Origin of the sequence: Novosphingobium mathurense, assembly GCF_900168325.1 — a bacterium.
GTDB lineage: Bacteria > Pseudomonadota > Alphaproteobacteria > Sphingomonadales > Sphingomonadaceae > Novosphingobium > Novosphingobium mathurense.
The window spans coordinates 74,657-96,937 of record NZ_FVZE01000010.1 but is presented as its reverse complement, the minus strand read 5'-3'; the positions used below and the strand labels follow the sequence as shown (position 1 = coordinate 96,937).

Annotated in this window: 24 protein-coding genes and 1 tRNA gene; 15 read left to right on the top strand and 10 right to left on the bottom strand. The window is 65.8% G+C overall.

Annotated elements, in window-relative coordinates:
- The first annotated feature begins 18 nt into the window (after nucleotides 1–18).
- The 3 genes from B5483_RS20345 (at nucleotide 19) to B5483_RS20335 (ending at nucleotide 2,063) form a co-directional block, all read left to right on the top strand.
- Nucleotides 19–95, top strand: a tRNA-Met gene (locus B5483_RS20345).
- 386 nt (nucleotides 96–481) lie between these two features.
- Nucleotides 482–1,225 carry a spermidine synthase family protein gene (locus B5483_RS20340; RefSeq protein ID WP_079731749.1) on the top strand — a complete coding sequence of 248 codons (744 nt, stop codon included), beginning with the start codon at nucleotides 482–484 and terminating at the stop codon, nucleotides 1,223–1,225.
- Nucleotides 1,226–1,361: 136 nt separating this feature from the next.
- Nucleotides 1,362–2,063 carry a Crp/Fnr family transcriptional regulator gene (locus B5483_RS20335; RefSeq protein ID WP_079731748.1) on the top strand — a complete coding sequence of 234 codons (702 nt, stop codon included), beginning with the start codon at nucleotides 1,362–1,364 and terminating at the stop codon, nucleotides 2,061–2,063.
- A 7-nt stretch (nucleotides 2,064–2,070) separates the two neighbouring features.
- Here B5483_RS20335 and B5483_RS20330 read toward each other — a convergent pair whose 3' ends face one another.
- Nucleotides 2,071–3,378 (bottom strand): sulfotransferase family protein, encoded by a 1,308-nt coding sequence (locus tag B5483_RS20330; protein ID WP_245829434.1) that lies wholly within the window; start codon nucleotides 3,376–3,378, stop codon nucleotides 2,071–2,073.
- Between the two features lie 145 nt (nucleotides 3,379–3,523).
- On the opposite strand from B5483_RS20330, the gene B5483_RS20325 reads away from it, so the two are divergent.
- Entirely contained in the window at nucleotides 3,524–3,955 is a 432-nt protein-coding gene (locus B5483_RS20325; RefSeq protein ID WP_231634826.1) for a GtrA family protein, read from the top strand.
- A gap of 54 nt (nucleotides 3,956–4,009) precedes the next feature.
- Here the strand turns inward: B5483_RS20325 and B5483_RS20320 are convergent, their stop codons facing one another.
- Nucleotides 4,010–4,708 carry an OmpW/AlkL family protein gene (locus tag B5483_RS20320; protein ID WP_079731746.1) on the bottom strand — a complete coding sequence of 233 codons (699 nt, stop codon included), beginning with the start codon at nucleotides 4,706–4,708 and terminating at the stop codon, nucleotides 4,010–4,012.
- Nucleotides 4,709–4,943: 235 nt separating this feature from the next.
- On the opposite strand from B5483_RS20320, the gene ccoN reads away from it, so the two are divergent.
- Genes ccoN through hemN form a run of 10 tightly spaced genes read left to right on the top strand, consistent with a single transcriptional unit; the run spans nucleotide 4,944 to nucleotide 14,275 of the window.
- Nucleotides 4,944–6,596: a cytochrome-c oxidase, cbb3-type subunit I gene (ccoN, locus tag B5483_RS20315; protein ID WP_054948312.1), complete on the top strand. Its 1,653-nt coding sequence runs from the start codon at nucleotides 4,944–4,946 to the stop codon at nucleotides 6,594–6,596.
- A gap of 25 nt (nucleotides 6,597–6,621) precedes the next feature.
- Nucleotides 6,622–7,371 (top strand): cytochrome-c oxidase, cbb3-type subunit II, encoded by a 750-nt coding sequence (ccoO, locus tag B5483_RS20310; RefSeq protein ID WP_079731745.1) that lies wholly within the window; start codon nucleotides 6,622–6,624, stop codon nucleotides 7,369–7,371.
- Complete coding sequence (locus B5483_RS20305) at nucleotides 7,368–7,538, top strand: cbb3-type cytochrome c oxidase subunit 3 (protein ID WP_079731744.1); 171 nt, start codon at nucleotides 7,368–7,370, stop codon at nucleotides 7,536–7,538. The genes ccoO and B5483_RS20305 overlap by 4 nt, the downstream gene beginning before the upstream one ends.
- Nucleotides 7,531–8,451 (top strand): cytochrome-c oxidase, cbb3-type subunit III, encoded by a 921-nt coding sequence (gene ccoP, locus B5483_RS20300; RefSeq protein WP_054948309.1) that lies wholly within the window; start codon nucleotides 7,531–7,533, stop codon nucleotides 8,449–8,451. The genes B5483_RS20305 and ccoP overlap by 8 nt, the downstream gene beginning before the upstream one ends.
- Nucleotides 8,452–8,487: 36 nt before the next feature.
- Nucleotides 8,488–9,945, top strand: a complete 1,458-nt coding sequence (ccoG, locus tag B5483_RS20295) for a cytochrome c oxidase accessory protein CcoG (protein ID WP_054948308.1) — start codon at nucleotides 8,488–8,490, stop codon at nucleotides 9,943–9,945.
- Complete coding sequence (locus B5483_RS20290) at nucleotides 9,942–10,400, top strand: FixH family protein (RefSeq protein WP_054948307.1); 459 nt, start codon at nucleotides 9,942–9,944, stop codon at nucleotides 10,398–10,400. The genes ccoG and B5483_RS20290 overlap by 4 nt, the downstream gene beginning before the upstream one ends.
- Nucleotides 10,397–12,544 (top strand): heavy metal translocating P-type ATPase, encoded by a 2,148-nt coding sequence (locus B5483_RS20285; protein ID WP_079731743.1) that lies wholly within the window; start codon nucleotides 10,397–10,399, stop codon nucleotides 12,542–12,544. Before B5483_RS20290 ends, B5483_RS20285 begins: the two co-directional genes overlap by 4 nt.
- Nucleotides 12,541–12,711, top strand: coding sequence for a cbb3-type cytochrome oxidase assembly protein CcoS (gene ccoS / locus B5483_RS20280; RefSeq protein WP_054948305.1), 171 nt, complete (start codon nucleotides 12,541–12,543; stop codon nucleotides 12,709–12,711). The genes B5483_RS20285 and ccoS overlap by 4 nt, the downstream gene beginning before the upstream one ends.
- Nucleotides 12,708–12,929, top strand: coding sequence for a hypothetical protein (locus B5483_RS20275; RefSeq protein WP_054948304.1), 222 nt, complete (start codon nucleotides 12,708–12,710; stop codon nucleotides 12,927–12,929). The genes ccoS and B5483_RS20275 overlap by 4 nt, the downstream gene beginning before the upstream one ends.
- A gap of 32 nt (nucleotides 12,930–12,961) precedes the next feature.
- Nucleotides 12,962–14,275 (top strand): oxygen-independent coproporphyrinogen III oxidase, encoded by a 1,314-nt coding sequence (gene hemN, locus B5483_RS20270; protein WP_079731758.1) that lies wholly within the window; start codon nucleotides 12,962–12,964, stop codon nucleotides 14,273–14,275.
- A gap of 19 nt (nucleotides 14,276–14,294) precedes the next feature.
- On the opposite strand, the gene B5483_RS20265 is transcribed toward hemN, so the two are convergent.
- Nucleotides 14,295–14,567, bottom strand: a complete 273-nt coding sequence (locus B5483_RS20265; RefSeq protein ID WP_054948318.1) for a PilZ domain-containing protein — start codon at nucleotides 14,565–14,567, stop codon at nucleotides 14,295–14,297.
- A 371-nt stretch (nucleotides 14,568–14,938) separates the two neighbouring features.
- Here B5483_RS20265 and B5483_RS20260 point away from each other — a divergent pair, with 371 nt between their 5' ends.
- Nucleotides 14,939–16,150 carry an amidohydrolase family protein gene (locus tag B5483_RS20260; RefSeq protein WP_079731757.1) on the top strand — a complete coding sequence of 404 codons (1,212 nt, stop codon included), beginning with the start codon at nucleotides 14,939–14,941 and terminating at the stop codon, nucleotides 16,148–16,150.
- A 22-nt stretch (nucleotides 16,151–16,172) separates the two neighbouring features.
- On the opposite strand, the gene B5483_RS20255 is transcribed toward B5483_RS20260, so the two are convergent.
- The 7 genes from B5483_RS20255 to B5483_RS20220 all read right to left on the bottom strand — a co-directional run bounded on the left by B5483_RS20255 (nucleotide 16,173) and on the right by B5483_RS20220 (nucleotide 22,279).
- Entirely contained in the window at nucleotides 16,173–16,304 is a 132-nt protein-coding gene (locus B5483_RS20255; RefSeq protein ID WP_079731742.1) for a DUF2474 family protein, read from the bottom strand.
- Entirely contained in the window at nucleotides 16,304–17,311 is a 1,008-nt protein-coding gene (gene cydB / locus B5483_RS20250; RefSeq protein WP_079731741.1) for a cytochrome d ubiquinol oxidase subunit II, read from the bottom strand. The genes B5483_RS20255 and cydB overlap by 1 nt, the downstream gene beginning before the upstream one ends.
- 5 nt (nucleotides 17,312–17,316) lie before the next feature.
- The gene (locus B5483_RS20245) at nucleotides 17,317–18,726 is read right to left on the bottom strand and encodes a cytochrome ubiquinol oxidase subunit I (protein WP_079731740.1); all 1,410 of its coding nucleotides are present in this window, start codon (nucleotides 18,724–18,726) and stop codon (nucleotides 17,317–17,319) included.
- Nucleotides 18,727–19,006: 280 nt separating this feature from the next.
- Complete coding sequence (locus B5483_RS20235) at nucleotides 19,007–19,798, bottom strand: sulfite exporter TauE/SafE family protein (protein ID WP_079731738.1); 792 nt, start codon at nucleotides 19,796–19,798, stop codon at nucleotides 19,007–19,009.
- A gap of 18 nt (nucleotides 19,799–19,816) precedes the next feature.
- Nucleotides 19,817–21,385, bottom strand: a complete 1,569-nt coding sequence (locus tag B5483_RS20230) for a bifunctional protein tyrosine phosphatase family protein/NAD(P)/FAD-dependent oxidoreductase (protein ID WP_079731737.1) — start codon at nucleotides 21,383–21,385, stop codon at nucleotides 19,817–19,819.
- Nucleotides 21,386–21,417: 32 nt separating this feature from the next.
- Nucleotides 21,418–21,834, bottom strand: a complete 417-nt coding sequence (locus B5483_RS20225) for a DUF6691 family protein (RefSeq protein WP_079731736.1) — start codon at nucleotides 21,832–21,834, stop codon at nucleotides 21,418–21,420.
- Nucleotide 21,835: 1 nt separating this feature from the next.
- Nucleotides 21,836–22,279, bottom strand: coding sequence for a YeeE/YedE family protein (locus B5483_RS20220; RefSeq protein ID WP_079731735.1), 444 nt, complete (start codon nucleotides 22,277–22,279; stop codon nucleotides 21,836–21,838).
- Nucleotides 22,280–22,281 lie beyond the last annotated feature (2 nt).

The following is a 22,281-nucleotide window of genomic DNA, read 5'->3' as shown; positions in this document are numbered from 1 at the left end:
TGAACGCATCCTTGGTGACGCGGGGTGGAGCAGCCCGGTAGCTCGTCAGGCTCATAACCTGAAGGTCGTAGGTTCAAATCCTACCCCCGCAACCAAGCCTTTGCCAAAATCCTGCATCCCTCCGGCAGCGCCAATGGCAGTGCGTTCGACGTGCATGTCGCGCGAAAGGCCGGCCATCCACAATCATTCGACCTCCCGGACACAAGTCTCTTGCGCGACGGGGCAAAGGCGCTCATCGAAACGGGATCGGGGCCATTACTTCGTAGGCACGTCCCGGCTGAGAGACCTCCCGCGCTCCCGCTTACAGCAGGAGCGCGTCCCATGCGGTTCTCGGCAAGTTCTCCGGAAAATCAGTGCGCATTGCCGCCAGTCGCCGGATTGGGACCTGCCCTTTGAGTCCTCGTGCTCCCACCATTTCCCCCCAGACATGCGATCGACCGGACCCGAGCCGTGTTCGATGCAACCTCCCCGAGGAGCGTTCATGACAGAAGACGATGTGCTGGTCGGCACGGCCCATGTGCCCGAAGGTGTCGAACTGAGGCTGGTACAGCACGGCGACGGCTTCACCATCCTGCTTGAAGACAATGAACTGATGAGCACCGAGGCGAGCCATTCGGAAGAAGCCCTGGCAACGATGACCTGCGCCCGGCTTGGCGACCGCGAGGCGGTGCACATGCTGGTGGGTGGTTATGGCATGGGCTATACGCTGCGCGCCGCCCTGCGCGCCCTGGGTGACGATGCGAGCGTCGTCGTGGCGGAGATCGTGCCCGAGATCATCGAATGGGCGCTGGGTCCCATGCGCCATATCACATCGGGCTGCCTCGACGACCACCGCGTGATGCTGGTGAAGGAAGACCTCGCCATGCTGATCGACGCGGCGCGCGAGGGCTACGATGCGATCCTGCTCGATGTCGACAACGGGCCCGAAGGACTGACCCGCAGGCAGAACGATCTGCTTTATTCGAAGTCGGGCCTGGAAAGGACCATGCAGGCGCTGACCCCCGGAGGGATCGCCGCCATCTGGTCGGCATGGCCCGATCCGGCTTTCACCGCGCTGCTCGAGGATGTCGGGTTCGAGGTATCGGTGGTCATGGTTACGTCCGAGCCCGATGGCAAAGGCCACCAGCATGTCATCTGGTTTGCCCGCAAATGCGAAAAGGCACTGGCGACCGTGGCCCGCGACGCAGATGCTGGCGATCGGGTTCTCGATCTTTGCCGTGAATGACGGCGCCAGTCTGCCTGTCGCGGTCGGCCCGACCTGCGACATTGGTCGGGTAAGGGGGCTTGAGGCTTTGAGTACGCTGCGAATTACGGTAAATGCGGCGACTTGAGACAACGGAACGGCGCTGGTAGTAAAGCTTATGTCCAATTGTGACCTTTGCGTCGTTCGTAACCGGGCGATTTGCGCATCACTCGACGCGAAGGAGCTTGAAGCTCTCAATGCGATCGGTCGTACACGCACGATCACGCCCGGTGAATCGCTGATCTGGGAAGGCGAGGATTCGGTCCTCGTCGCCAATGTCATCGAGGGCGTGCTCAAGCTTTCGACCAATACTGAAGACGGACGGGAACAGATCGTTGGCGTCGTCTATCCGTCGGACTTCATCGGCAGGCCCTTCGGCGGGACATCGGGACATGGCGTCACCGCTTTGACGGATGCGAAGGTCTGCGTGTTCTCGCGACGGGATTTCGACGCATTCGCGCGTGAGCATCCGGAACTGGAGCACAAGCTGCTCGAACGAACGTTGGGCGAGCTCGATCGCACACGGCGCTGGATGCTGCTGCTGGGGCGCAAGTCCGCTTCGGAAAAGATGGCCAGCTTCCTGATCGAGATGGCAGAGCGTCTCAACGGGTCGGGTTGCCGCATTGATTTCGACAAGCCCAACCAGAGGCATCTTACCCTGCCGTTCTCGCGCCAGCAGATCGCAGACGTCCTGGGGCTTACGATCGAGACGGTCAGCCGCCAGTTCACCCGGCTCAGGAACGAAGGCGTGATCGACCTGCCTTCGCGCCGCGACGTGACCATTCTCGATTACGACGCGCTCGTCGCCGAAGCCGGCTGACGCCGCGTCAGGCTAGCGCCTCGCGCAGTGTTTCCGGCATGCTTTCGTAATGCCTGCGTTCCTGCTTGGGAGCGAGATCGAAAGCATTCACGTAGTGTTCGAAGCGGTCGCGGACCGTGTCGCTCTCCAGCCCGAACGCCGACAGGTCATAGCGATGGCGCTGCCAGCGATGCTGGCTGCGCGCCTTGCGGACATAGCGGCGCATGCGGGGCAGGGCCGGGGCGATCTCCATGCCGAGAAAGCGGTAGATTCGTTCCATGACGGCTTCCCAGTCTGAGTCCATTTCGCGGTAATGAACGTCGATCCGCTGGCTCGGGTGGATGCGGCTGCGCGCGGCCTGCATCCGGTCGATCTGCAGGCCGGTCTTCTCGAGCCACTGCTTGCCGATCCAGTGGGGATCGGCTTCATCGCTGTGAATGGTCATCTGGTTCCACACGAGCGAGCAACTGCTGCCAACGACGCGCACGGGATCGCGATGGATGAAGATCAGCCGCGCCTTGGGGAAGACCTGCATGAGCGCGGGAAGATCGAGCATGTGCTGCGGAGTCTTGAGCACCCACGGCTTGCGCGAACGGCCGCCGCGCGCCCAGCGCACCAGCCGCAGCAACCGGGCGACATGCTGGTAGGCAGGCGTTGCATCTTCGCCTTCGGTCCAGCGCGCGTAGCTGGGCACGCGCCATTGCGCTTCGTGCTTCATGCCCCACGCGGACGCGACCAGCAGTCCCAGTTCCTCTTCCGGCTCGTAGGGACCGGTGGGATGAATGACGGCCGTGCGCGGATTGAGATGGTGCACGGTCTTGAGCAGGAGACCTGCCTGCCGCGGGCGCCTGTCCTTGCGCCCGGGGCGATAGCCGGGCCGGGGCACGGGGCAGACGGTTTCGAAGAAGCGCAGGTGTTCGAACCGTTCGTCGGCCGCAAGCAGGCGATGCAGCCGCGTCGTGCCCGATCGCATCGGTCCGACGACGATCACCGGCGGAACGAGCGGTTCGGACAGGATTTCGCGCTCGCTCTTGAACCATTGCTGCGCCCAGAGACGCTCGCGCATGACCTTGAGGAATTGCCCCGTCGCCGCGAAGTGCCCGATCGGGTTGAGTGCGGCTTCCGCCTTCAGTGCTTCCACGAGGACTTCCAGAGGTTCAAGGAACCAGGGATCGCCGAAATCGTCGAGCCCGGTCTGCGCGCGCGCGATCGAACAGAGCTCCTGCACGTCCAGTTTGACTTGCGGCATGATGGAGCAGGCATCGAGGCCGGTCAGGAAGCGGTTGGCGACGCCCACAAGCGGTGAGCGGGTCGGTAGCGAGAATTCTCCGGTCATGATCGCAATAAGTGCATGTCGGGAAGAATTGTTCACCGCGACGGGAATCTTTCTGACAGGCATGTTGCTTGCAACAAGGCAGAGGGCGTAGTGTTGAAAGGAAATGGGTTCCTTTCAACACGGGTCAGGCCGACAGTCCGGTCGTTTGAACGATAAGTCCACGCATCCCGGCCTGCGCGAACGACTGGTCAATCGTCGCGGCTCGATCCTGTACATAAAGAATGCTGTCGCATCGACGGCTTCGTTCTTGTTCGACCTCCTGCTTATCTCATTGATGATTGAGCGATGGGGCTGGAACAAGCTGCTGGCCGTGTGCGTCGGTTTCATCCTTGCCAATGCGCTGCATTACCTGCTGGCCCGCGCGTGGATCTTTCGCGGCAGTCTGCGCGGCATCGCCAGCGGCTACATCTATTTCCTTGGCAATTCCCTGCTCGGGCTGGGGATCATCCTGGCCCTGTTCGCCTTCCTGGCAGATGGACTGGGCGTGCCGTACCTGATCGCCCGGGTCATCGCTTCGCTGTGCGCCGGGACCATCGTCTTCATTCTCAACGCGACGCTCAACTTCCGGCAGCTCTGACGAAAAAGGGGAGCCGCAAACGGCTCCCCTTCGCGTTGTCGGGAGAAGACCGGGTCAGAAGCGGTAGGATACGCCCGCGCTCAGCACCCAGGGATCGAGCTTGTGCCGGGTCTTGAGCGCCAGCGTGTCGCCTTCGTAGAAAGAGGCGGTCGGGCGCATCCAGTACTTCTTGGCATCGAGCGAAAGGCCGAAGCCCTGGTCGCCCAGTGCGATGTCGACGCCGGCCTGCGCGGCCACGCCGAGCTTGTTCGACATCTTGACCCTGTCGATCCCCAGCGCCGCCGCGGTTGCCCCCGGCTTCTCGTCGAAGACGAGGAACAGCGCCGGACCTGCGCCCAGGTAAGGCTTGATCGGGCCACCGGTGTCGAGGTGTGCCTTGGCGGTCAGCGTCGCGGGCAGGATCAGAACATGGTCGACCAGTTCCGTACCGGCCAGATCGCCGGCGCCGTTGACGTGGTGCTGGGTGAAGCAGCAGATCGTCTCGACCGAGAAGGTCTTGTTGAAGAAGTACTCCAGCGCGAGCGTGGGCACGACGTTGTCGTTCGCCCTGGTCTGCGGATTGCCGAGCGCGGCGACGGCGCCGCCCAGCGTCGTGGTGGTGTCGACGGACTTCACGCTGTCGATCTTGCCATCCGGCAGGACGGCGGTGCCGAGGACCTTGACCTGGAAGTGACCGTCAGGGCTGCCGGCCATGGCCGGAGCCGAGAAAGCGGTGGCTGCGGCCAGTGCGGCCATCATCGTCAGTTTGCGCATATTGCCTGTCTTTCGTCGCCGCCGGGACCGCCCCTTGCGGTCCCCCTATTGCCAGCGGCTGCAGGGACAGCCTTTCCTCGATCTCGCGCCAGCTTGATTTGATTCCGCGCAAATTTCCTTGGATTTCCGTTATTTTTGCCATGCGGACCCGATTTTGATTCCGGTCAATGCCGGATCGATTCTCAGCCTCCAAGGGGGCAGACAGGTTCAGCAACAATCTCGAAAGAGAAGGTATATGGTAACGGTCCTTGCGCGGGCAGGCGTTTGGCTTGTCGTGCTATTCCTTGCCGTGATCGCAGCTGCTTTGGCGGCTGACGGCGGGTTTGCAATTCACATGGCGATCGTCGCGCTCGCGGCCTTCGTCTGCCTCTGGTTCACCTTGCGCAACACGGACTATGCCGCCGTCTCGCGCGGTATCTTCCGGATGCCGGTGGATGAGGGCCGGTACGACGACGACCCGATCCGCTGGGGCGTCATCGCCACGGTGTTCTGGGGCATGGCGGGCTTCGCCGCGGGGCTGTTCATCGCCCTGCAGCTCACCTGGCCGGTCCTCAACTTCGAGCCTTTCCTCAATTTCGGGCGCCTGCGGCCGCTGCATACCTCGGCGGTGATCTTCGCGTTCGGCGGCAATGCCCTGATCGCGACGAGCTTCTACGTCGTGCAGCGCACCTGCCGGGCGCGGCTTGCCTTTCCCGGCCTCGCCCGCTTCGTGTTCTGGGGCTACCAGCTGTTCATCGTGCTGGCCGCGACCGGGTACCTGCTCGGCATTACCGAGAGCAAGGAATACGCCGAACCGGAATGGTACGTCGACTGGTGGTTGACGATCGTCTGGGTCGCCTATCTCGCGGTCTTCGTCGGCACGATCATCAAGCGCAGCGAACCGCACATCTACGTTGCCAACTGGTTCTACCTTGCCTTCATCATCACCGTGGCCATGCTGCATGTCGTCAACAACCTCGACATGCCGGTCAGCCTGCTCGGGTCGAAGAGCTACCCGCTCTTCGCCGGCGTGCAGGGCGCGCTGGTGCAGTGGTGGTACGGGCACAACGCGGTCGGCTTCTTCCTGACCGCCGGCTTCCTGGCGATGATGTACTACTTCGTGCCCAAGCAGGCCGAGCGCCCGGTCTATTCGTATCGGCTCTCGATCATCCACTTCTGGTCGCTGATCTTTCTCTACATCTGGGCGGGGCCGCACCACCTGCACTATACCGCGCTGCCCGACTGGGCGCAGACGCTGGGCATGGTCTTCTCGGTCATGCTGTGGATGCCGAGCTGGGGCGGCATGATCAACGGCCTGATGACGCTCAACGGTGCCTGGGACAAGGTGCGCACCGACCCGATCATCCGCATGATGGTCATGGCGCTCGCCTTCTACGGCATGAGCACGTTCGAAGGCCCGATGATGAGCGTGAAGAGCGTCAATTCGCTCTCGCACTACACCGACTGGACCATCGGCCACGTTCACTCGGGCGCGCTGGGCTGGAACGGCATGATCACGTTCGCCTGCGTCTATTATCTGGTGCCGCGCCTGTGGGGACGCGAGCGGCTCTACAGCCTGCGCATGGTGAACTGGCACTTCTGGCTCGCGACCATCGGCATCGTCTTCTACGCCGCCAGCATGTGGGTGGCGGGGATCACCCAGGGCCTGATGTGGCGTGAATACGGGCCCGACGGCTACCTCGTGAACTCGTTCGCCGACACCGTCGCCGCCCTGCATCCGATGTTCATCATGCGCGCCTTCGGCGGCCTGCTCTACCTCGCCGGCGCGGTGGTCATGGTGGTCAACGTCTGGGCGACCATCCTGGGCAAGCTGCGCCGGGAAGCGCCGATGCGCGATGCCGCCTACGACCCGGTCGCCGACCGTCCGATCCTGGCTCCTGCCGAATAAGCGTGACGAACAGGGAACAACGACAATGACTTCCATGACCGAACGCCACAAGACGCTCGAAAAGAACGTCACGCTTCTGGGCATCGCCGCGCTGGGCGCCGTCGTGATCGGCGGCGTGGTCGAGATCGCCCCGCTGTTCTGGATCGACAACACGATCGAGAAGGTGGAGGGCATGCGCCCCTACACCCCGCTCGAGCAGGCCGGGCGCGACATCTACGTGCGCGAGGGTTGCTACGTCTGCCACAGCCAGATGATCCGTCCCTTCCGCGACGAGGTGGAGCGCTACGGGCACTACAGCCTTGCCGCGGAATCGATGTACGACCACCCGTTCCAGTGGGGCTCCAAGCGCACCGGGCCGGACCTTGCCCGCGTCGGCAAGCGATACTCGGACGACTGGCATGTCCAGCACCTGAAGAACCCGCAGTCGGTGGTGCCGGAATCGGTGATGCCGCAATACGGCTTCCTGGCGGACAACGACCTCGACGTGCCGGACATCGCCGCAAACCTCACGGCGTTGCGGCGGGTGGGCGTGCCCTATACCGACCGGGACGTGAAGATGGCGCTGGCCGACCTCAAGGCCCAGGCCGATCCGGAAGCGGACGCGGGCGACCTTGAGGAGCGTTACCCCAAGGCACAGGTCCGCGACTTCGACGGCAACCCTTCGCGCCTGACCGAAATGGACGCGCTGGTCGCCTACCTCCAGATGCTCGGAACGCTGGTCGATGTCGACGGCGCTGCGGCGCAGGAGGAACTGGCTTCGGAGCGCGGCCGATGAGCACGCACTCCACATACGACATGCTGCGGCACATCGCCGACAGCTGGGGCCTGCTGGCGATGCTGCTGATCTTCCTGGTGCTGGTCGCCTGGCCTTTCCGGCCCGGCCAGCGCGTGAAGAACGACCATGCCGCCAACATGATCTTCAAGGACGAGAACGATGGCTGAGAAGCGTCTCGACGAAGCGACCAACACCGAAACCGTCGGCCACGAGTGGGACGGGATCGAGGAACTCAACACCCCGCTGCCGCGCTGGTGGCTCTGGACCTTCTACGCGACCATCGTTTTCGCGATCGGATACTGCGTGGCCTATCCGGCCTGGCCGATGATCTCGGGCGCGACCGAGGGCGTGCTGGGCTGGTCGAGCCGCGGTCAGCTCCAGAACGAACTGGATGCGCAGCAGGCGGCGCGGGCCAGGACGGTGGCCGCGCTGGCGGACATGCCGATCGAGCAGTTGCCCGACCATCCCGAACTGATGCGCGCGGCGATCGCCGGCGGATCGGCGGCCTTCAAGGTCAACTGCGTCCAGTGCCACGGCGCGGGCGCGGCCGGTTCCAAGGGTTATCCCAACCTCAACGACGACGACTGGCTGTGGGGCGGCGACCTCAAGACCATCGAGACCACGCTGATCCACGGCGTTCGCCAGCCCGGCGACGATCAGACCCGGCAGTCGATGATGCCCAACTTCGGCGCGGACGGCCTGCTGACGCCGGAACAGGTCGGCCAGATTGCCGACTATGTCCTGACGCTCTCGGGCAAGGCCAGGGCCAGTGCATCCTCGCAGCAGGGCGCGCAGATCTTCGCCGACAATTGCGCGGTGTGCCACGGCGCCGCGGGCAAGGGCAGCCGCCAGTTCGGCGCGCCGAACCTGTCGGATGCGATCTGGCTCGACGGTGGCCGGCGCGAGGACATCGTCGCGCAGGTCACCCGCCCGCACCACGGCGTGATGCCGGCCTGGGGCAATCGCCTCGATCCGGTGACGATCAAGATGCTGGCCGCCTACGTCCACTCGCTGGGTGGCGGCGAAGACTTCGCCGAGACCCCGGCCCCTCCCGACACGCAACCGACAGAGGCTGAATAAGCCGCCTGCCGCTCTGCCCCCAAGCGGACTGGAACGATGAACAAGCCCGACCCGATCAAGACGCAGGACCGCCCCGTTTCGCTCTATGCGAAGCGGGAGCCGGTCTTCAACCGGCGCATCGACGGCAAGTTCCGTCGCCTCAAGTGGGCGATCATGGTGATCTGCCTCGCGATTTACTGGGGCACGCCGTGGCTGCGCTGGGACCGCGGCCCCTATGCGCCCGATCAGGCGGTGCTGGTCGATCTTGCCCATCGCCGCTTCTACATGTTCGGCATCGAGATCTGGCCGCACGAGTTCTACTTCGTGGCGGGCCTGCTGATCATGGCCGGCATCGGCCTGTTCCTCGTGACCAGTGCGGTGGGCCGCGCGTGGTGCGGCTATGCCTGCCCGCAGACGGTCTGGACCGACCTGTTCCAGCATGTCGACCGCTTCTTCGACGGCGACCGCAATGCCCGCTTCCGGCTCTACAAGGCCCCTTGGGGACCGGCCAAGATCGCCCGTCGCCTCGCCAAGTGGACGGTCTATCTCGCGATCAGTTTTGCCACCGGCGGCGCCTGGATCTTCTATTTCGCCGATGCCCCCACGCTGCAGCAGGCGTTCTGGACCGGCACCGCCGACCCGGTTGCCTACGCCACGGTGGCGGTGCTGACGGCGACCACGTTCGTGCTCGGCGGCTTCATGCGCGAGCAGGTCTGCGTCTACATGTGCCCCTGGCCGCGTATCCAGACTGCCATGCTCGACGAGAAATCCCTGATCGTCACCTACAAGGACTGGCGCGGTGAACCGCGCGGCAGCGTCAAGAAGGCCGGGAAGAATCCCGGCAAGTTCGGCGACTGCATCGACTGCAACCAGTGCGTCGCGGTCTGCCCGACCGGCATCGACATCCGCGAAGGGCCGCAGATCGGCTGCATCACCTGTGCCCTGTGCATCGATGCCTGCGACCGGGTGATGGGCGAGACGGGCCGCCCGCGCGGCCTGATCGACTATGCCACGCTGGAGGATGCCGAGCGCGAGAAGGCGGGGCAGCCGCCCACGCGCCACCTCAAGCTGATCTGGCGTCCACGCACGATCCTCTATTTCGCGGTCTGGGCCGGGATCGGCCTCTCGCTGCTGTTCCTGCTGGGCACCCGCGTGCATACCGACCTGACCGTCGCCAAGGACCGCAACCCGCCCTACATCCTGTTGAGCGACGGTTCGGTCCGCAATGCCTACACCCTGCGCCTGCGCAACATGCAGGGCCGCCCGCGCAAGATGGAGATTTCCATCGAGGGCCTGCCCGGTGCGAAGATCTGGAGCGACGACGTCGGCATGGACGGGGCCGGCACCAAGTTGACGCGCACCGTACCCGCAGACGAGACGCAAAGCCTGCGCGCCTATCTGGTGGTGCCTGCCGGTACCCCCTCGCAGGAGTTCACTTTCCACTTGCAGGCCCTTGGCGAAGCGCGCGAACAGGATCGCGCCGAGGCCCAGTTCGATGCCCCGGGAGAGCAATGATGAGCCGCACTGTCCGCCCCTTTACCGGCAAGCACATGACCGCGATCCTCGTCGCAGGCTTTGGCGTTGTCGTGGCCGTCAATTTCACGATGGCCGGGCTTGCCAGCTCGACCTTCGGAGGCATCGTCGTCGAGAATTCCTACGTCGCCAGCCAGCATTTCAACCGTTGGCTCGATGAAGCGAAAGCGGAAAAGGCACTTGGCTGGACGCTGCATGCCGATCGCCGTGCCGACGGCCGGGTGCTTGCCGTTCTTGGCGATGTGCCGGACTATCCCACGGTGACCGCCGTGGCCCGTCACCCGCTCGGCCACAAGCCGGACATGACGCTGCATTTCGAGCGCGATGGCGGTGGCGAGTGGGTCAGTCGCGAAGTGCTGCCCGACGATCGCTGGACCCTGCGCTTCGCGGTCGAGGCAGGGGGGCAAACCTGGCGTACCGAGCAGGCGATCCGATGAACGCGCCGGTTCCCGACCTCACCGCGCAAGGCGCTGCTGCACAGCCCTGCATCGACAGCCGTTTCACCGTGCCCGGCATGCGCTGCGCGGGTTGCATCGGCAAGGTCGAGCGCGGCCTTGCCGCCGTGCCCGGCGTTGCCGCCGCACGCGTCAACTTCTCCGCCAAGCGCGTCGCGGTCAGCCACGATCCCGCGTTGACCGGCGACGATATCCTCGAGGAACTGCGCAAGCTGGGTTTCGAGGCCGAACGCGCCGCCGAGAATCCGCTGGGCCGCGATGACGCCGAAACCCGGCGCCTGCTGCGGGCCCTGGCGGTGGCCGGCTTCGGCATGATGAACATCATGCTGCTGTCTGTCAGCGTCTGGGCCGGGGCCGGAGGCGAGACGCGCGAGCTGTTCCACCTGCTCTCGGCGCTGATCGCCATTCCCGTCATCGCCTATGCCGGTCGGCCCTTCTTTGCCTCGGCGCTGATGGCCTTGCGCTATCGCCGCACCAACATGGACGTGCCGATTTCGATCGGGGTCCTGCTGGCAACGGGGATGAGCCTGTACGAGACCCTGACCGGCGGCATCCACGCCTATTTCGACGGCGCGGTCATGCTGCTGTTCTTCCTGCTCGCAGGCCGTGTGCTCGATGCGATGATGCGCAGCCGCGCGCGTTCGGGAATTGCCGCGCTGCTCGGTCGCATGGGGCGCGGGGCGCACGTGCTCGAAACGGACGGTTCCACCCGCTATGTCGAGGCGGACCGTCTGGCCGCCGGCATGGTCATGCTGGTTGCCGCCGGAGAGGCGCTGGCCGCCGATGGCGAGATCTTGGAAGGGCGCACCACGGTCGATTCCTCGATGCTCACCGGCGAGAGCGATCCGCGTCCGGCGGGCGTCGGCGAGACGATCCATGCCGGGACGATCAACCTCGGCAATCCGGTCCGTGTCCGGGTAACCGCGGCGGCACAGGATACCGCGATTGCCGATATCGCCCGCCTCATGGACGAGGCCGGTCAGTCGCGTTCGCGCTATGTGCGCATCGCCGACAAGGCGGCGCGCTACTACGCTCCAGCGGTGCACAGCCTCGCGTTCCTGAGCTTCTGCGGCTGGATGCTCGCGGGGGCGGGCGTCTACCAGTCGCTGTTGATCGCGGTGGCGGTGCTGATCATCACATGCCCATGTGCACTGGGCCTCGCGGTGCCGGCGGCCCAGGTCGTGGCGGCAAGTACGCTGATGAAGCGCGGGCTGCTGATCAAGGACGGGTCCGCGCTCGAACGTCTCGCCGAAGTGGATGAAGCGCTGTTCGACAAGACCGGCACGCTGACCCTTGGCGAGCCGCGCCCCGTCGACCTCACCGAGCTCGATGCCCGGCAGCGCGGTCTCGCGCTCGCGCTCGCGCAGGCGAGCCGCCATCCGCTCAGCCGCGGCCTGGCAAGCGCGCTGCGCGGTGCCGGCGTCGAACCGGCCACGCTCGATGACGTCAGCGAGACGGCGGGGCATGGCATGAACGGGCACTGCGCGGACGAACCGGTGGCGCTGCTGCGTCCGGAAGTGGAAGCGGGCGGGCTCGCCGTCGACCTGCTCGTCGGGGATGTGCGCAAGCGCATCGCCTTTGCCGATCCGCTCCGCCCCGACGTGCGCGAGACGCTGGAACAGCTCGGTGAACAGGGCATCGTTTCGGCCATCGCCTCGGGCGACCGTCAGGCGGCAGTGGCGCAGGTCGCGCGCGAGCTCGGGCTTTTCGCCACCGCCGCGATGCGCCCGGCCGACAAGCTGGCGCTGCTGGAGCGCAAGGCGGGGCAGGGCCACAAGGTTCTGATGATCGGCGACGGCCTCAACGATGGCCCGGCGCTTGCCGGTGCCCATGTCTCCATCGCTCCGGGCGGGGCGAGCGACGTCAGCCAACAGGCTGCCGATGCCGTCTTCGTCGGCGACAGGCTCATGCCGGTATCGCTGGCGATCCGCGTGGCGCGTGCGACGATGCGGGTGGTGCGCCAGAACTTTGCGCTGGCGGCCATCTACAATCTCTTTGCGGTGCCGCTGGCGATCTTCGGCTTCGTGACGCCGCTCCTCGCCGCGATCGCGATGTCGGCCAGTTCGCTGATCGTCGTCGGCAATTCGCTGCGGCTGGCACGAGCTGCGGGGAGGCCGGCGGCGTGACCATTCTCGGCTTTCTTATCCCGCTGGCCCTGCTCATGGGCCTCGTCGGCCTCGGCGCCTTTTTCTGGGCGATGAAGAGCGGGCAGTTCGAGGATCTCGACGGTGCGGCCAACCGCATCCTGATAGATGAGGACGGCGACGATCCAGATGGGGACCGCAATTCGTGAAGCGCCAGCTTGCCCTGTTTGCCGCGCTGGCGCTGTTGCCGGCCATGATCGGCCCGCTCGAGGCCGAGGCGCGTGCGTTCGTTGCCCCGTTGTGCAGCGGCGGCGCGGTCTCGATTCCGGTGGCGCCCGATGGTCCTCCGGGACCGGTGCAGGGACCTTGCTGCGCGAAAGGGTGCCACAGCGGATCTTCGCGCAAGCGGCTTGATCGAACGCAATGACGAAGGGCGCCATTGCGGCGAATGTCCCGGGCATGTGGACATATCTGCCAGACCTGCTCGCGATTCCCATACCGCGCTACACCAGCTTCCCGACGGCGGCCGAGTTCGATGACCGCGTCGGCGCGGCCGATCTCCTGCGCGTGCTGGAGGGTGAGACCGGCGAAGTCTCGCTCTACGTGCACATTCCGTTTTGCGAGAAGATCTGCTGGTACTGCGGCTGCAACACCAGCGTCGCCAACCGGCGCGACCGGGTGTCGAGCTACCTCGATGCGCTCCACCGCGAGATCACGCTCGTCTCCGAACACCTGCCCAATGCCGCGAAGGTAACGCGCATCGCCTTTGGCGGGGGCAGCCCCAACGGCATCCCGCCGATCGATTTCGTCCGGCTGGTCGATGCGTTGACCCTGCAGTTCGCCGCTTCGCGCCCGGTCATCTCGATCGAACTCGACCCGCGCACGATGGGCCCGGACTGGGCGGCGGTGATCGGGGCGGTGCAGATCGAGCGCGCAAGCCTTGGCGTCCAGACCTTTGCGCCCGCGTTGCAGGAGGCCATCGGCCGCGTGCAGCCGGTGCAGATGATCGAGGACACCACGGCGATGCTGCGCGCCGCGGGGGTAGGATCGCTCAATTACGACCTCATGTACGGTCTGCCCGGCCAGACCATGGCTGACCTTGAGGATTCGCTGCGGCGGAGCGTCACGCTCGGCGCGGACCGCATTGCCCTGTTCGGATACGCCCATGTCCCGCACCTGATCGCGCGCCAGCGCAAGATCGACGACAGCGCGCTGCCCGATGCCGAGACGCGTTTTCGCATGGCGGCGTTCGGCTACGAGTATCTCCTGAGTGAAGGCTATGTGCCGATCGGATTCGATCACTTCGCCTTGCCCGGCGACACGCTCGCCCGTGCTGCCCTGACCGGGAAGTTGCGGCGCAATTTCCAGGGCTTCACCGAGGATCGGGCGCCGGTCCTGATCGGGCTGGGTGCCTCGTCGATCAGCAGCTTCCCGGAACTTCTCGTCCAGAACGAGAAGAACACCGGCCGCTATCGCATGATGCTTTCGCAGGATCGCCTGACCGCCAATCGCGGGATCGTGCGCGGTGCAGACGATCGCCGTCGCGGCGCCGTGATCGAGGGCCTGCTGTGCCAGGGCCGTGCCCATGTCGATCCCGACTTGCGGCGCGAGGCGTTCCCGCTGCTGGAGCCCTACCTCGCGGCGGGGCTGTGCGAAGCCGATGGCGACGACCTGGTGATCCGGTCGGGCGGCCTGCCCTATGCGCGGTCCATCGCAGCGCGCTTCGACCCCTACCGCAAGGATTCGCTGCGGCGGTTCAGTTCGGCGGTCTAGCGGGCGGCGGCGCTGTGCGTCAGACGCGGGTGTCGAATTCCACGCCGAACAGGTTCCCGTCGGTCCAGCGGACAAGGCCCCAGAGTTCGCGGCCGTCCTCGAGTTGGGCGCGCACGACGGAATTGGGCGCCGGCGGTGCACCTGCGGCAGCTGCGCTGAGACCGCGCGAGGAAATGTCGCGCACGATCACGTCGATGGTCTGGCCACTGGCATCGTAAAGCGTGAACCGCGTGCACTGGTTGCGGCGGCGTTCACGCAGAATTGGTGTCGGCTTGAAGCGGCTGGTGTCCATGCTCCGCGTCATAAGCCGGGGATGGTTAAGGGATTGTACCTGAGAGATGCCGTGCGATTGCCGCTCGGCCACCTTCGGTGCGCTTTTTTGAACGGCGATTTCAATATTGACCTTGGTCAATGTCGGGCGGCTCGACCTGCGACAGTAAGGACGTGCCGGTCTCGCACCGCTTCCCTTCGGGAAAGGTGCGAACCGCTTCTCCCCAACTTCGGGCGACCCAACCTCGTGACGGGTCGCCCTTTCTTTTTCCGCAAGACCCTCGCGGCATAGCGATTGATGCGCGTCAATGCGCCCGGCGCGGCGATGGCCAGACTGTCGAATGCCCCGGCGCCTTGCGCAAGGGTGCAACTGGCAAGCCGGGAGTTGAAGTGATGCAGCGCGATGACCTCGTCATCATCAGCACCGAAGACCACCTTTGCGAACCGTCCAGCCTGTTCGACAACCAGCTTTGCGGCGGACTGCTGGCTGCCGCGCCGAGGCGGGGCGTGGATACGCAAGGCGCCCCGGCCTGGTTCTATCAGGACCGCGCATGGCCAGTCGCTCACTGCGCCTCGTTTCTCGCTGGTGGCGCTGGCCCCGAAACGGTCGCGCAAGTCCACCTGCGGTCCGGCTGCCAGGATGTCCACGCAAGGATCGACGAAATGGACGCGAACGGCGTGGCCGCCTCGCTGTGTTTCGGCGATGCGCTGGGGGCCGATAGTGCCATCTTCCATGCGGCCCCGGACAAGGTGCTGGCACTGCGCCACCTGCGGGCCGTCAACGACTGGCATTTCGACGAGTGGTGCATGGCCTACCCCGGTCGCCTCGTACCCCTGGGCATCCTGCCGACCTGGGATGTGCAGGCGAGCCTTGCGGAAATCGACCGTCTTGCGCGCAAGGGGCTGCGGGTCATCGCCCTTGGCGCGAATCCGGTCCTGCAGGGCCTGCCGCCGATCCGCGATGACCGTTGGCTCCCGATCTTTCGCGCCCTTGCCGATCACGACATGACCGTGGCCTGCCGCCCCGGCGCCGGGCAGGGGGCGCCCGGGAATGCAGGCGCCGCCGGTGTCGATGCCTGGGTTGCGACGATGCCGCTGGCGACAGCGCAGGCGCTTGCCGACTGGCTCCAGCTCGACGCGCTGCACGCGTGCCCGGAATTGCGCATCGTCATGCCCGAAGGCTCGGTCGGTTGGGTGTCTTTCCTCGCTGCCCGCGCGGACCTGATGGATTGGCGCAGCCCGGCAGGGAAAGAGTCGGGTCGACACGATGTGATGCCCTCGCATCTGCTTGCCCGGCACTTCTGCCATGCCTTCCGGTGGGACCCCTCAGGTCTCGCCAACTGGGCCGAAGCGGGCGAGGACAACATCGCCTTTGCCGCAGGCTATCCGCGCACCATGGGGCCATGGGCAGACGCGGCGGCGCAGTGCCTTGAGCAGCTCGGCGAGATGCCCCAGGCGGTGATCGACAAGGTCACCCACGGCAATGCGATCCGCTGGTTGCGCCACGAGGCGCTGTTCGAGCAGTTCTCCCGGTCCGAAATCACCGTGGGGGCGCTGCGTGCCCAGGCCGCGGCAAAGGGCGTCGAGACGGCCTTGCTCGATTGATTCGGCGGACGCGGGGCGCCGGCTATCTCAGCCAGAACCGGATCGCGAGCGAGAGGAGCCCCAGCCCGGTCACGCTCCCGACCCAGATCAGCGCCATCCAGCCCAACCGCTTCCACAGCGGGGCTTCGTCTGCGTCGAGGCGCGAGCCCTTCATCAGTGATAGCCTTCGTGGCCGACCTTGCCGCGGAACACCCAGTAGGCCCAGCCGGTGTAGATGAGGATCAGCGGCAAGGTCAGCGCAACGCCAACCAGCATGAAGATCTGGCTGCGTTCGGGCGCGGCGGCATCCCAGATCGTCACTTCGCCAGGAACGACATAGGGCCACATGCTGACACCAAGGCCCGCCATGCCGAGCAGGAAGATGCCCAGAGCGAACCAGAAGGGCGCGGCCTCGTGTCGCTTGGCAAGGGCGCGGAACAGCAGGAAGGCAAGGATCGCGGTAAGCAGCGGGACTTGCGCCGCGAACAGGACGTTCGGCATTTCGAACCAGCGGGTCCAGTAATCCTCATCGAGCAGCGGCGTGTAGAGGCTGACGGCGACAAGCAGCACGAGCGTTGCCACGGCGGCGCGCTTCGCCACCTTGTAGGCATGGGCTTGCGGCGTGCCGTCCAGTTTCCAGACCAGCCAGGTCGCGCCGAGCAAGGCGTAGCCTGCCACCACGCCGAGGCCGGTCAGCAGCGTGTAGGGTGTCAGCCAATCCCACCATGAGCCCGCATAGGCGCGGTTCGACACCTCGATGCCCTGCAGGATCGCGCCGAGCGTCATTCCCTGCGCCATCGCTGCGACGAACGATCCGCCCGAGAAGGCGAGGTCCCAGAATGGCCGGTGCGCCGGATCGCGCCATCTGAATTCGAAGGCGACGCCGCGAAAGACGAGGCCGAGCAGCATGGCGATGATCAGCGGATAGGTCGCGGGCAGCACGATTGCATAGGCCAGCGGGAACGCGGCGAAGAGGCCGCCGCCGCCCAGCACCAGCCAGGTCTCGTTGCCGTCCCACACCGGCGCGATGGAATTCATCGCTCGGTTGCGTCCCTCGCCCACCTTGAAGCTGGGAAAGAGGATGCCGATGCCAAGGTCGAAGCCGTCCATCACGACATAGGCGAAGACGCCGAAGGCGATGATGAAGGCCCAGATGACGGTGAGGTCGAAGTTGACGTCCATCCTGCTTACTCCCCCTTTCCGGCGGGATGCTGGTGCGGCCCGGGCGTGATTCCGGCGGTGCGGACGGGCCCGTCCTCAAGCCCGGTTTCCTGCGGGTGCGGCGCCTTGTCCATCAGCTTGAGGATATACCAGGTGCCGATCGAGAAGACGGAGAAATAGACTACCACGAATGCCAGCAGCGAGGCTCCGACCGCGGGCGCGTCGAGCGGGGAGGCGGAATCGGCGGTGCGCAGCAGGCCGTAGACCGTCCAGGGCTGGCGGCCGACCTCGGTGGTCATCCATCCGGCAATCACTGCGACGAAGCCCGAGGGCCCCATCGCGATTGCCGCACGGTGCAGCCAGCGCCAGTCGTAGAGCTTGCCCCGCGCACGCCCCAGCAGGCTCCACAGGCCGATGCCGAGCATTGCGAAGCCTAGCCCGACCATGGCCCGAAAGGCCCAGAATACGGGCCCGACGGGCGGCTGGTCGGCTTCGGGAACGGTGTCGAGGCCGGCAAGCGGTGCGTTCGGATCGTGCTTGAGGATCAGCGAGGAAAGCTTGGGCACCTCGATCGCGTAATCGACGCGCTTTTCCTTGCTGTCGGGAATGCCGAAGAGGATCAGCGGCGCACCGTCGGGATGGCTCCGGTAATGGCCTTCCATCGCCATGACCTTGGCCGGCTGGTGTTCCAGCGTGTTGAGGCCGTGGGCGTCACCGAGGAAGATCTGCACCGGCGCGACGAGTGCGGCCATCCACATCGCCATAGAGAACATCTTGCGCGCGTGGGCATTGGTCCGGTCGCGCAGCAGATGCCAGGCGCCGACCCCGCCGACCGCGAAGGCGGTGGTGAGATAGGCGGCGGTCACGGTGTGCAGCAGGCGATAGGGGAAGCTGGGGTTGAAGATCACGTCGATCCAGCTCGGTCCGGGCAGGAACTGGCCGTTGGCGCCGATCTCGAAACCGGTTGGGGTCTGCATCCAGGAATTGACCGAGAGGATCCAGAAGGCCGAGACGAAGGTTCCGCCGGCCACCATGCAGGTGGCGAAGAAGTGCAGCTTGCGCCCCACCCGCTCCATGCCGAACAGCATGACGCCCAGGAATCCGGCTTCGAGGAAGAAGGCAGTCAGCACCTCATAGGCCATCAGCGGGCCGATCACCGGCCCGGCCTTGTCCGAGAACACCGCCCAGTTGGTGCCGAACTGGTAGGACATGACGATGCCGGAGACGACGCCCATCGCAAAGGCGACCGCGAAGATCTTGAGCCAGTAGCGGAAGAGGTCGAGGTACAGAGCCTTGCCCGTCTTCAGCCACAGGCCTTCCAGCACCGCGAGGTAACTGGCAAGGCCGATGGAGAAGGCCGGGAATATGAAATGGAAGCTCACCGTGAAGGCGAACTGGATGCGTGCCAGCAGCAAGGCGTCGGCGTGATCCCACATGGATCTTTCCCTCCTGTCCTTTCGGTGCCGGTCCGTGCTGTCCGGCTGCAGTGTCGTGACGGTCGCGGGGCGTGCGTGGAATTAGGCCCGGCAGGATGATGCGATCAGGTAGTGCGGCCTGTGCGGCCGGTCTGGATGAGGCGCTGCAAGCGCGCCTTGCGCCAGCGCTGGAAGGTCTTTTCCGACATGCCGACCTCGCGACAACTTTCGACGACGCCGCGACCTTGACCTACAAGCGCCTCGATTTGAAGGCATTTCTGCTCCTTGTCGGCAATGCGTCTCAGAGCGAGGTTCCGCTTTTCCAGAGCATGTAGGCGGCAACGACGAAGATCAGGCCGGCAAAGACGGTGGTCAGCGTCCCCGCGCCGGACAGGCGCTTGGCCGCCAGGGTGCCGCCCACGCCGCCAAGTATGCCGCCGACGATGAACACTGCCGCCAGCAGCCAGTCGACAAGTCCCGAGGCGGCGTAGTTGAGCGCGGTGGTCAGGCCGAAGGCGGTCACCGCGACGAGGCTGGTGCCCACCGCATTGATCATCGGCATCGAGGTCGATGCGACGAGGCCGGGGACGATGAGGAAGCCGCCGCCGATCCCGAAGAAGCCGGAAAAGACGCCGGTGCCCAGGCCGAACGAGACGACCTTGGGGGCATTGTCGCGATTGCACTGCGCCCCGGGCTCCCCCTGGTTGCGGCGGCCGCGGATCATCAGCACGCCGACCGCGATCATGACGAGTGCAAAGAGGAAGAGCAGCTTTTGCCCGTCGATCGCCTTGCCGAGCGTCGAGCCGAGAAACGCGCCGAGGATGCCGGAGGCGGCATAGACCGCACCGCACCGCCATTTCACGTTATGGGCGCGGGCGTGCTGGACAAGGCCGGTGGCGGCGTTGACGGCAACGGCAAAGGCGCTGGTGCCGATCGCCACGTGGGGGCTTTGCACGCCGACGAGATAGACCATCAGCGGCACGGCGAGGATCGATCCGCCGCCTCCGACGAGGCCGAGCGTGAAGCCGACGAGAACGCCCGACAGCGCGCCAAGCGCGAGGTGGAGCGTGTCGATCTGGACGGGGTCGATCATGGTCTGCGCTCCTTTCGTCTACTGCAGGGGAACCGGCGGGACGAGCCACTCGCGGCCTTTGAGCATGCCGTGCCAGTATATCGGCGGCAGCGCGTCGGCCTTGAGGTACCAGGCCAGGCGCGAGGGCCGCGTGCCGTCGATCAGCCAGGTCGGCAGGGTCGGAGAGAGCTTGCCGCCGTAAGTGAACTCGGCAAGGACGATGTGGCCGCGATCGACCGTGAGCGGGCAGGAGCCGTAGCCGTCGTACGCCGCGACCGCATCGCGGCCGTCGAGCGCGGCAAGGGCATTGACGGCAACGACCGGGGCCTGCTTGCGCGCCGCCGCAGCGGTCTTGGCGTTGCCGGTGTTGCAGCCGTCCCCCAGCGCAAAGACATTGGCGAAGCGGACATGGCGCAAGGTTGCGGCATCGACTTCGGCATAGCCGTTCGCGTCCGCCAGCGGACTGGCCGCGACCACGCTGTTGCCCTCCTGCGGCGGGACGACGTGGAGCATGTCGAAGTTGCGGGTGACCTCGCCGTCAGGGGTGCGGAAGGTCGCGGTGCGGTTCGGCCCGTCGACGGCGATGAGGTTCGATTCGAAGTTCAGGCCGATGCCATAGCGTTCGACCGTCTCCATCAACGCGGGCACATATTCCGGCACCCCGAACAGGACGCCCCCGGCATTGTGGAATTCGACCTCGATGTTCTTCAGCAGGCCCTGCTTCTCCCACTCGCTGCACGACAGGTACATGGCCTTCTGGGGCGCGCCTGCGCATTTGATCGGCATCGGCGGCTGGGTGAACAGCGCGCGGCCACCCTGCATCTGCTGGACGAGCTGCCAGGTGTAGGGAGCCAGGTCGAAGCGGTAGTTCGAGGTGACGCCGTTCTTCCCGAGCGTGGCTTCCAGTCCGGCGATCTTCTCCCAGGCCAGGCGATTGCCCATGGCAACGATCAGGATGTCGTAAGTGACGCGGGTGCCCCCGGCGAGCTGGACCGCGTTGGCATCGGGATCGAAGCTGGAGACCGCATCGCGGATCCATTCGGCCCCGCGCGGCAGGACCGAGGCGGTCTTGCGCACGGTGTCGCGCTGCTGGAAGACGCCGCCACCGACCATGGTCCAGCCCGGCTGGTAGAAGTGATCCTCGCGCGGTTCGACGATTCCGAGGGAAAGCCCGTGGCGGCGCTTGAGAATCGAGGCTGCGGTGGCGATCCCGGCAGAACCGCCGCCGACGATCAGCACCTTGTAGTGCGGCGCCTTTGCGCCCTGCGGTGCCGGGGCACGTGCAAAGGCGGCCTTGGCGACCTGCTCGGAGCGGTTGCCGGTCCGGCAATAGGCAAGCACAGGCGCGGGGAGGTCCTGAAGGGCCGCGGCGAAGTCGGCGGCCTGATCCTGGGCCGTCACGCCGCCGCCGACGGGCAGGTAGCGCATGGCGATGCCTTGCGCGCCCGCTGCATCGGCCAGCATTGCGAAACTCGGCTGGCCGGCTTCCTCGCCGTCGGGGCGATTGCACACGATGGCGCGAAAGCCCAGCGCGGCGAGCGCCTCGAGATCGCCGGGTGCGATCTGGCCGCAGACCGAAAGGCCGGGGGCGATTTGCCGAGTTTCCATGGCTGTTACTCCGTAAGGTCCGGGGGGGCGGGTTATTTCGATCCGCCTTCGGTGAGGCGGAAGCCGACCATTCCTGCCACCATCGCCAGCACGAAGACGGCGGCGGGGACGGGATTGGTGACGAGAGACGCGACAGCGGGTCCCGGGCACAGACCGCCCAGGCCCCAGCCGATGCCGAACAGGGCAGCGCCGCCGATCAGCTTGCCGTCGATGATACGCGTGCCGGGCAGCGAAAATTCCTCGCAGGCAACCGGCGCGGGCATGCGGCGCTGGACCAGCCAGGCGAGGGCCATGACCAGCACTGCGCCGCCCATGACGAAGGCGAGAGTGGGGTCCCAGTTTCCGGCGACATCGAGGAAGCCGCGCACCCGCGAGGGATCCATCATTCCGGAGATGGCAAGGCCGGCGCCGAAGAGCATGCCGGAGAGAAGTCCGATCAGGTGACGCATGTTACCAGCCTCCACCAAGGGCGTTGACCAAGGCGACAGTCACCATGCCCGATGCAATGAAGCTCCCGGTCGCCACGATCGAGCGCGGCGATAGGCGCGACAGGCCGCACACGCCGTGACCGCTGGTGCAGCCGCTGCCAAGCCGCGTGCCGAATCCGGTGATCAGGCCCGCCACGGCCAGAACCGCGTAGGAAGGCGGGAAGCGGGACTCGATGCCGCCCAGAGCGGTGGTCATGATGAGCGCGCCGATCGGCAAGCCAACGATGAACAGGGCTGCCAGCATGCGCGGCGCTCCTGAAGCGAGGCCGAGCGTGCGCGCGGCAAGGCCGCTGACACCGGCGATGCGGCCAGCACCGAGCAGCATGACCGCTCCGGCCAGTCCGATCAGGATGCCGCCGATGAAGCCGTGTAGCGGCTGGGCGTGCGGGAAGAGTTCGGAAAGCATGT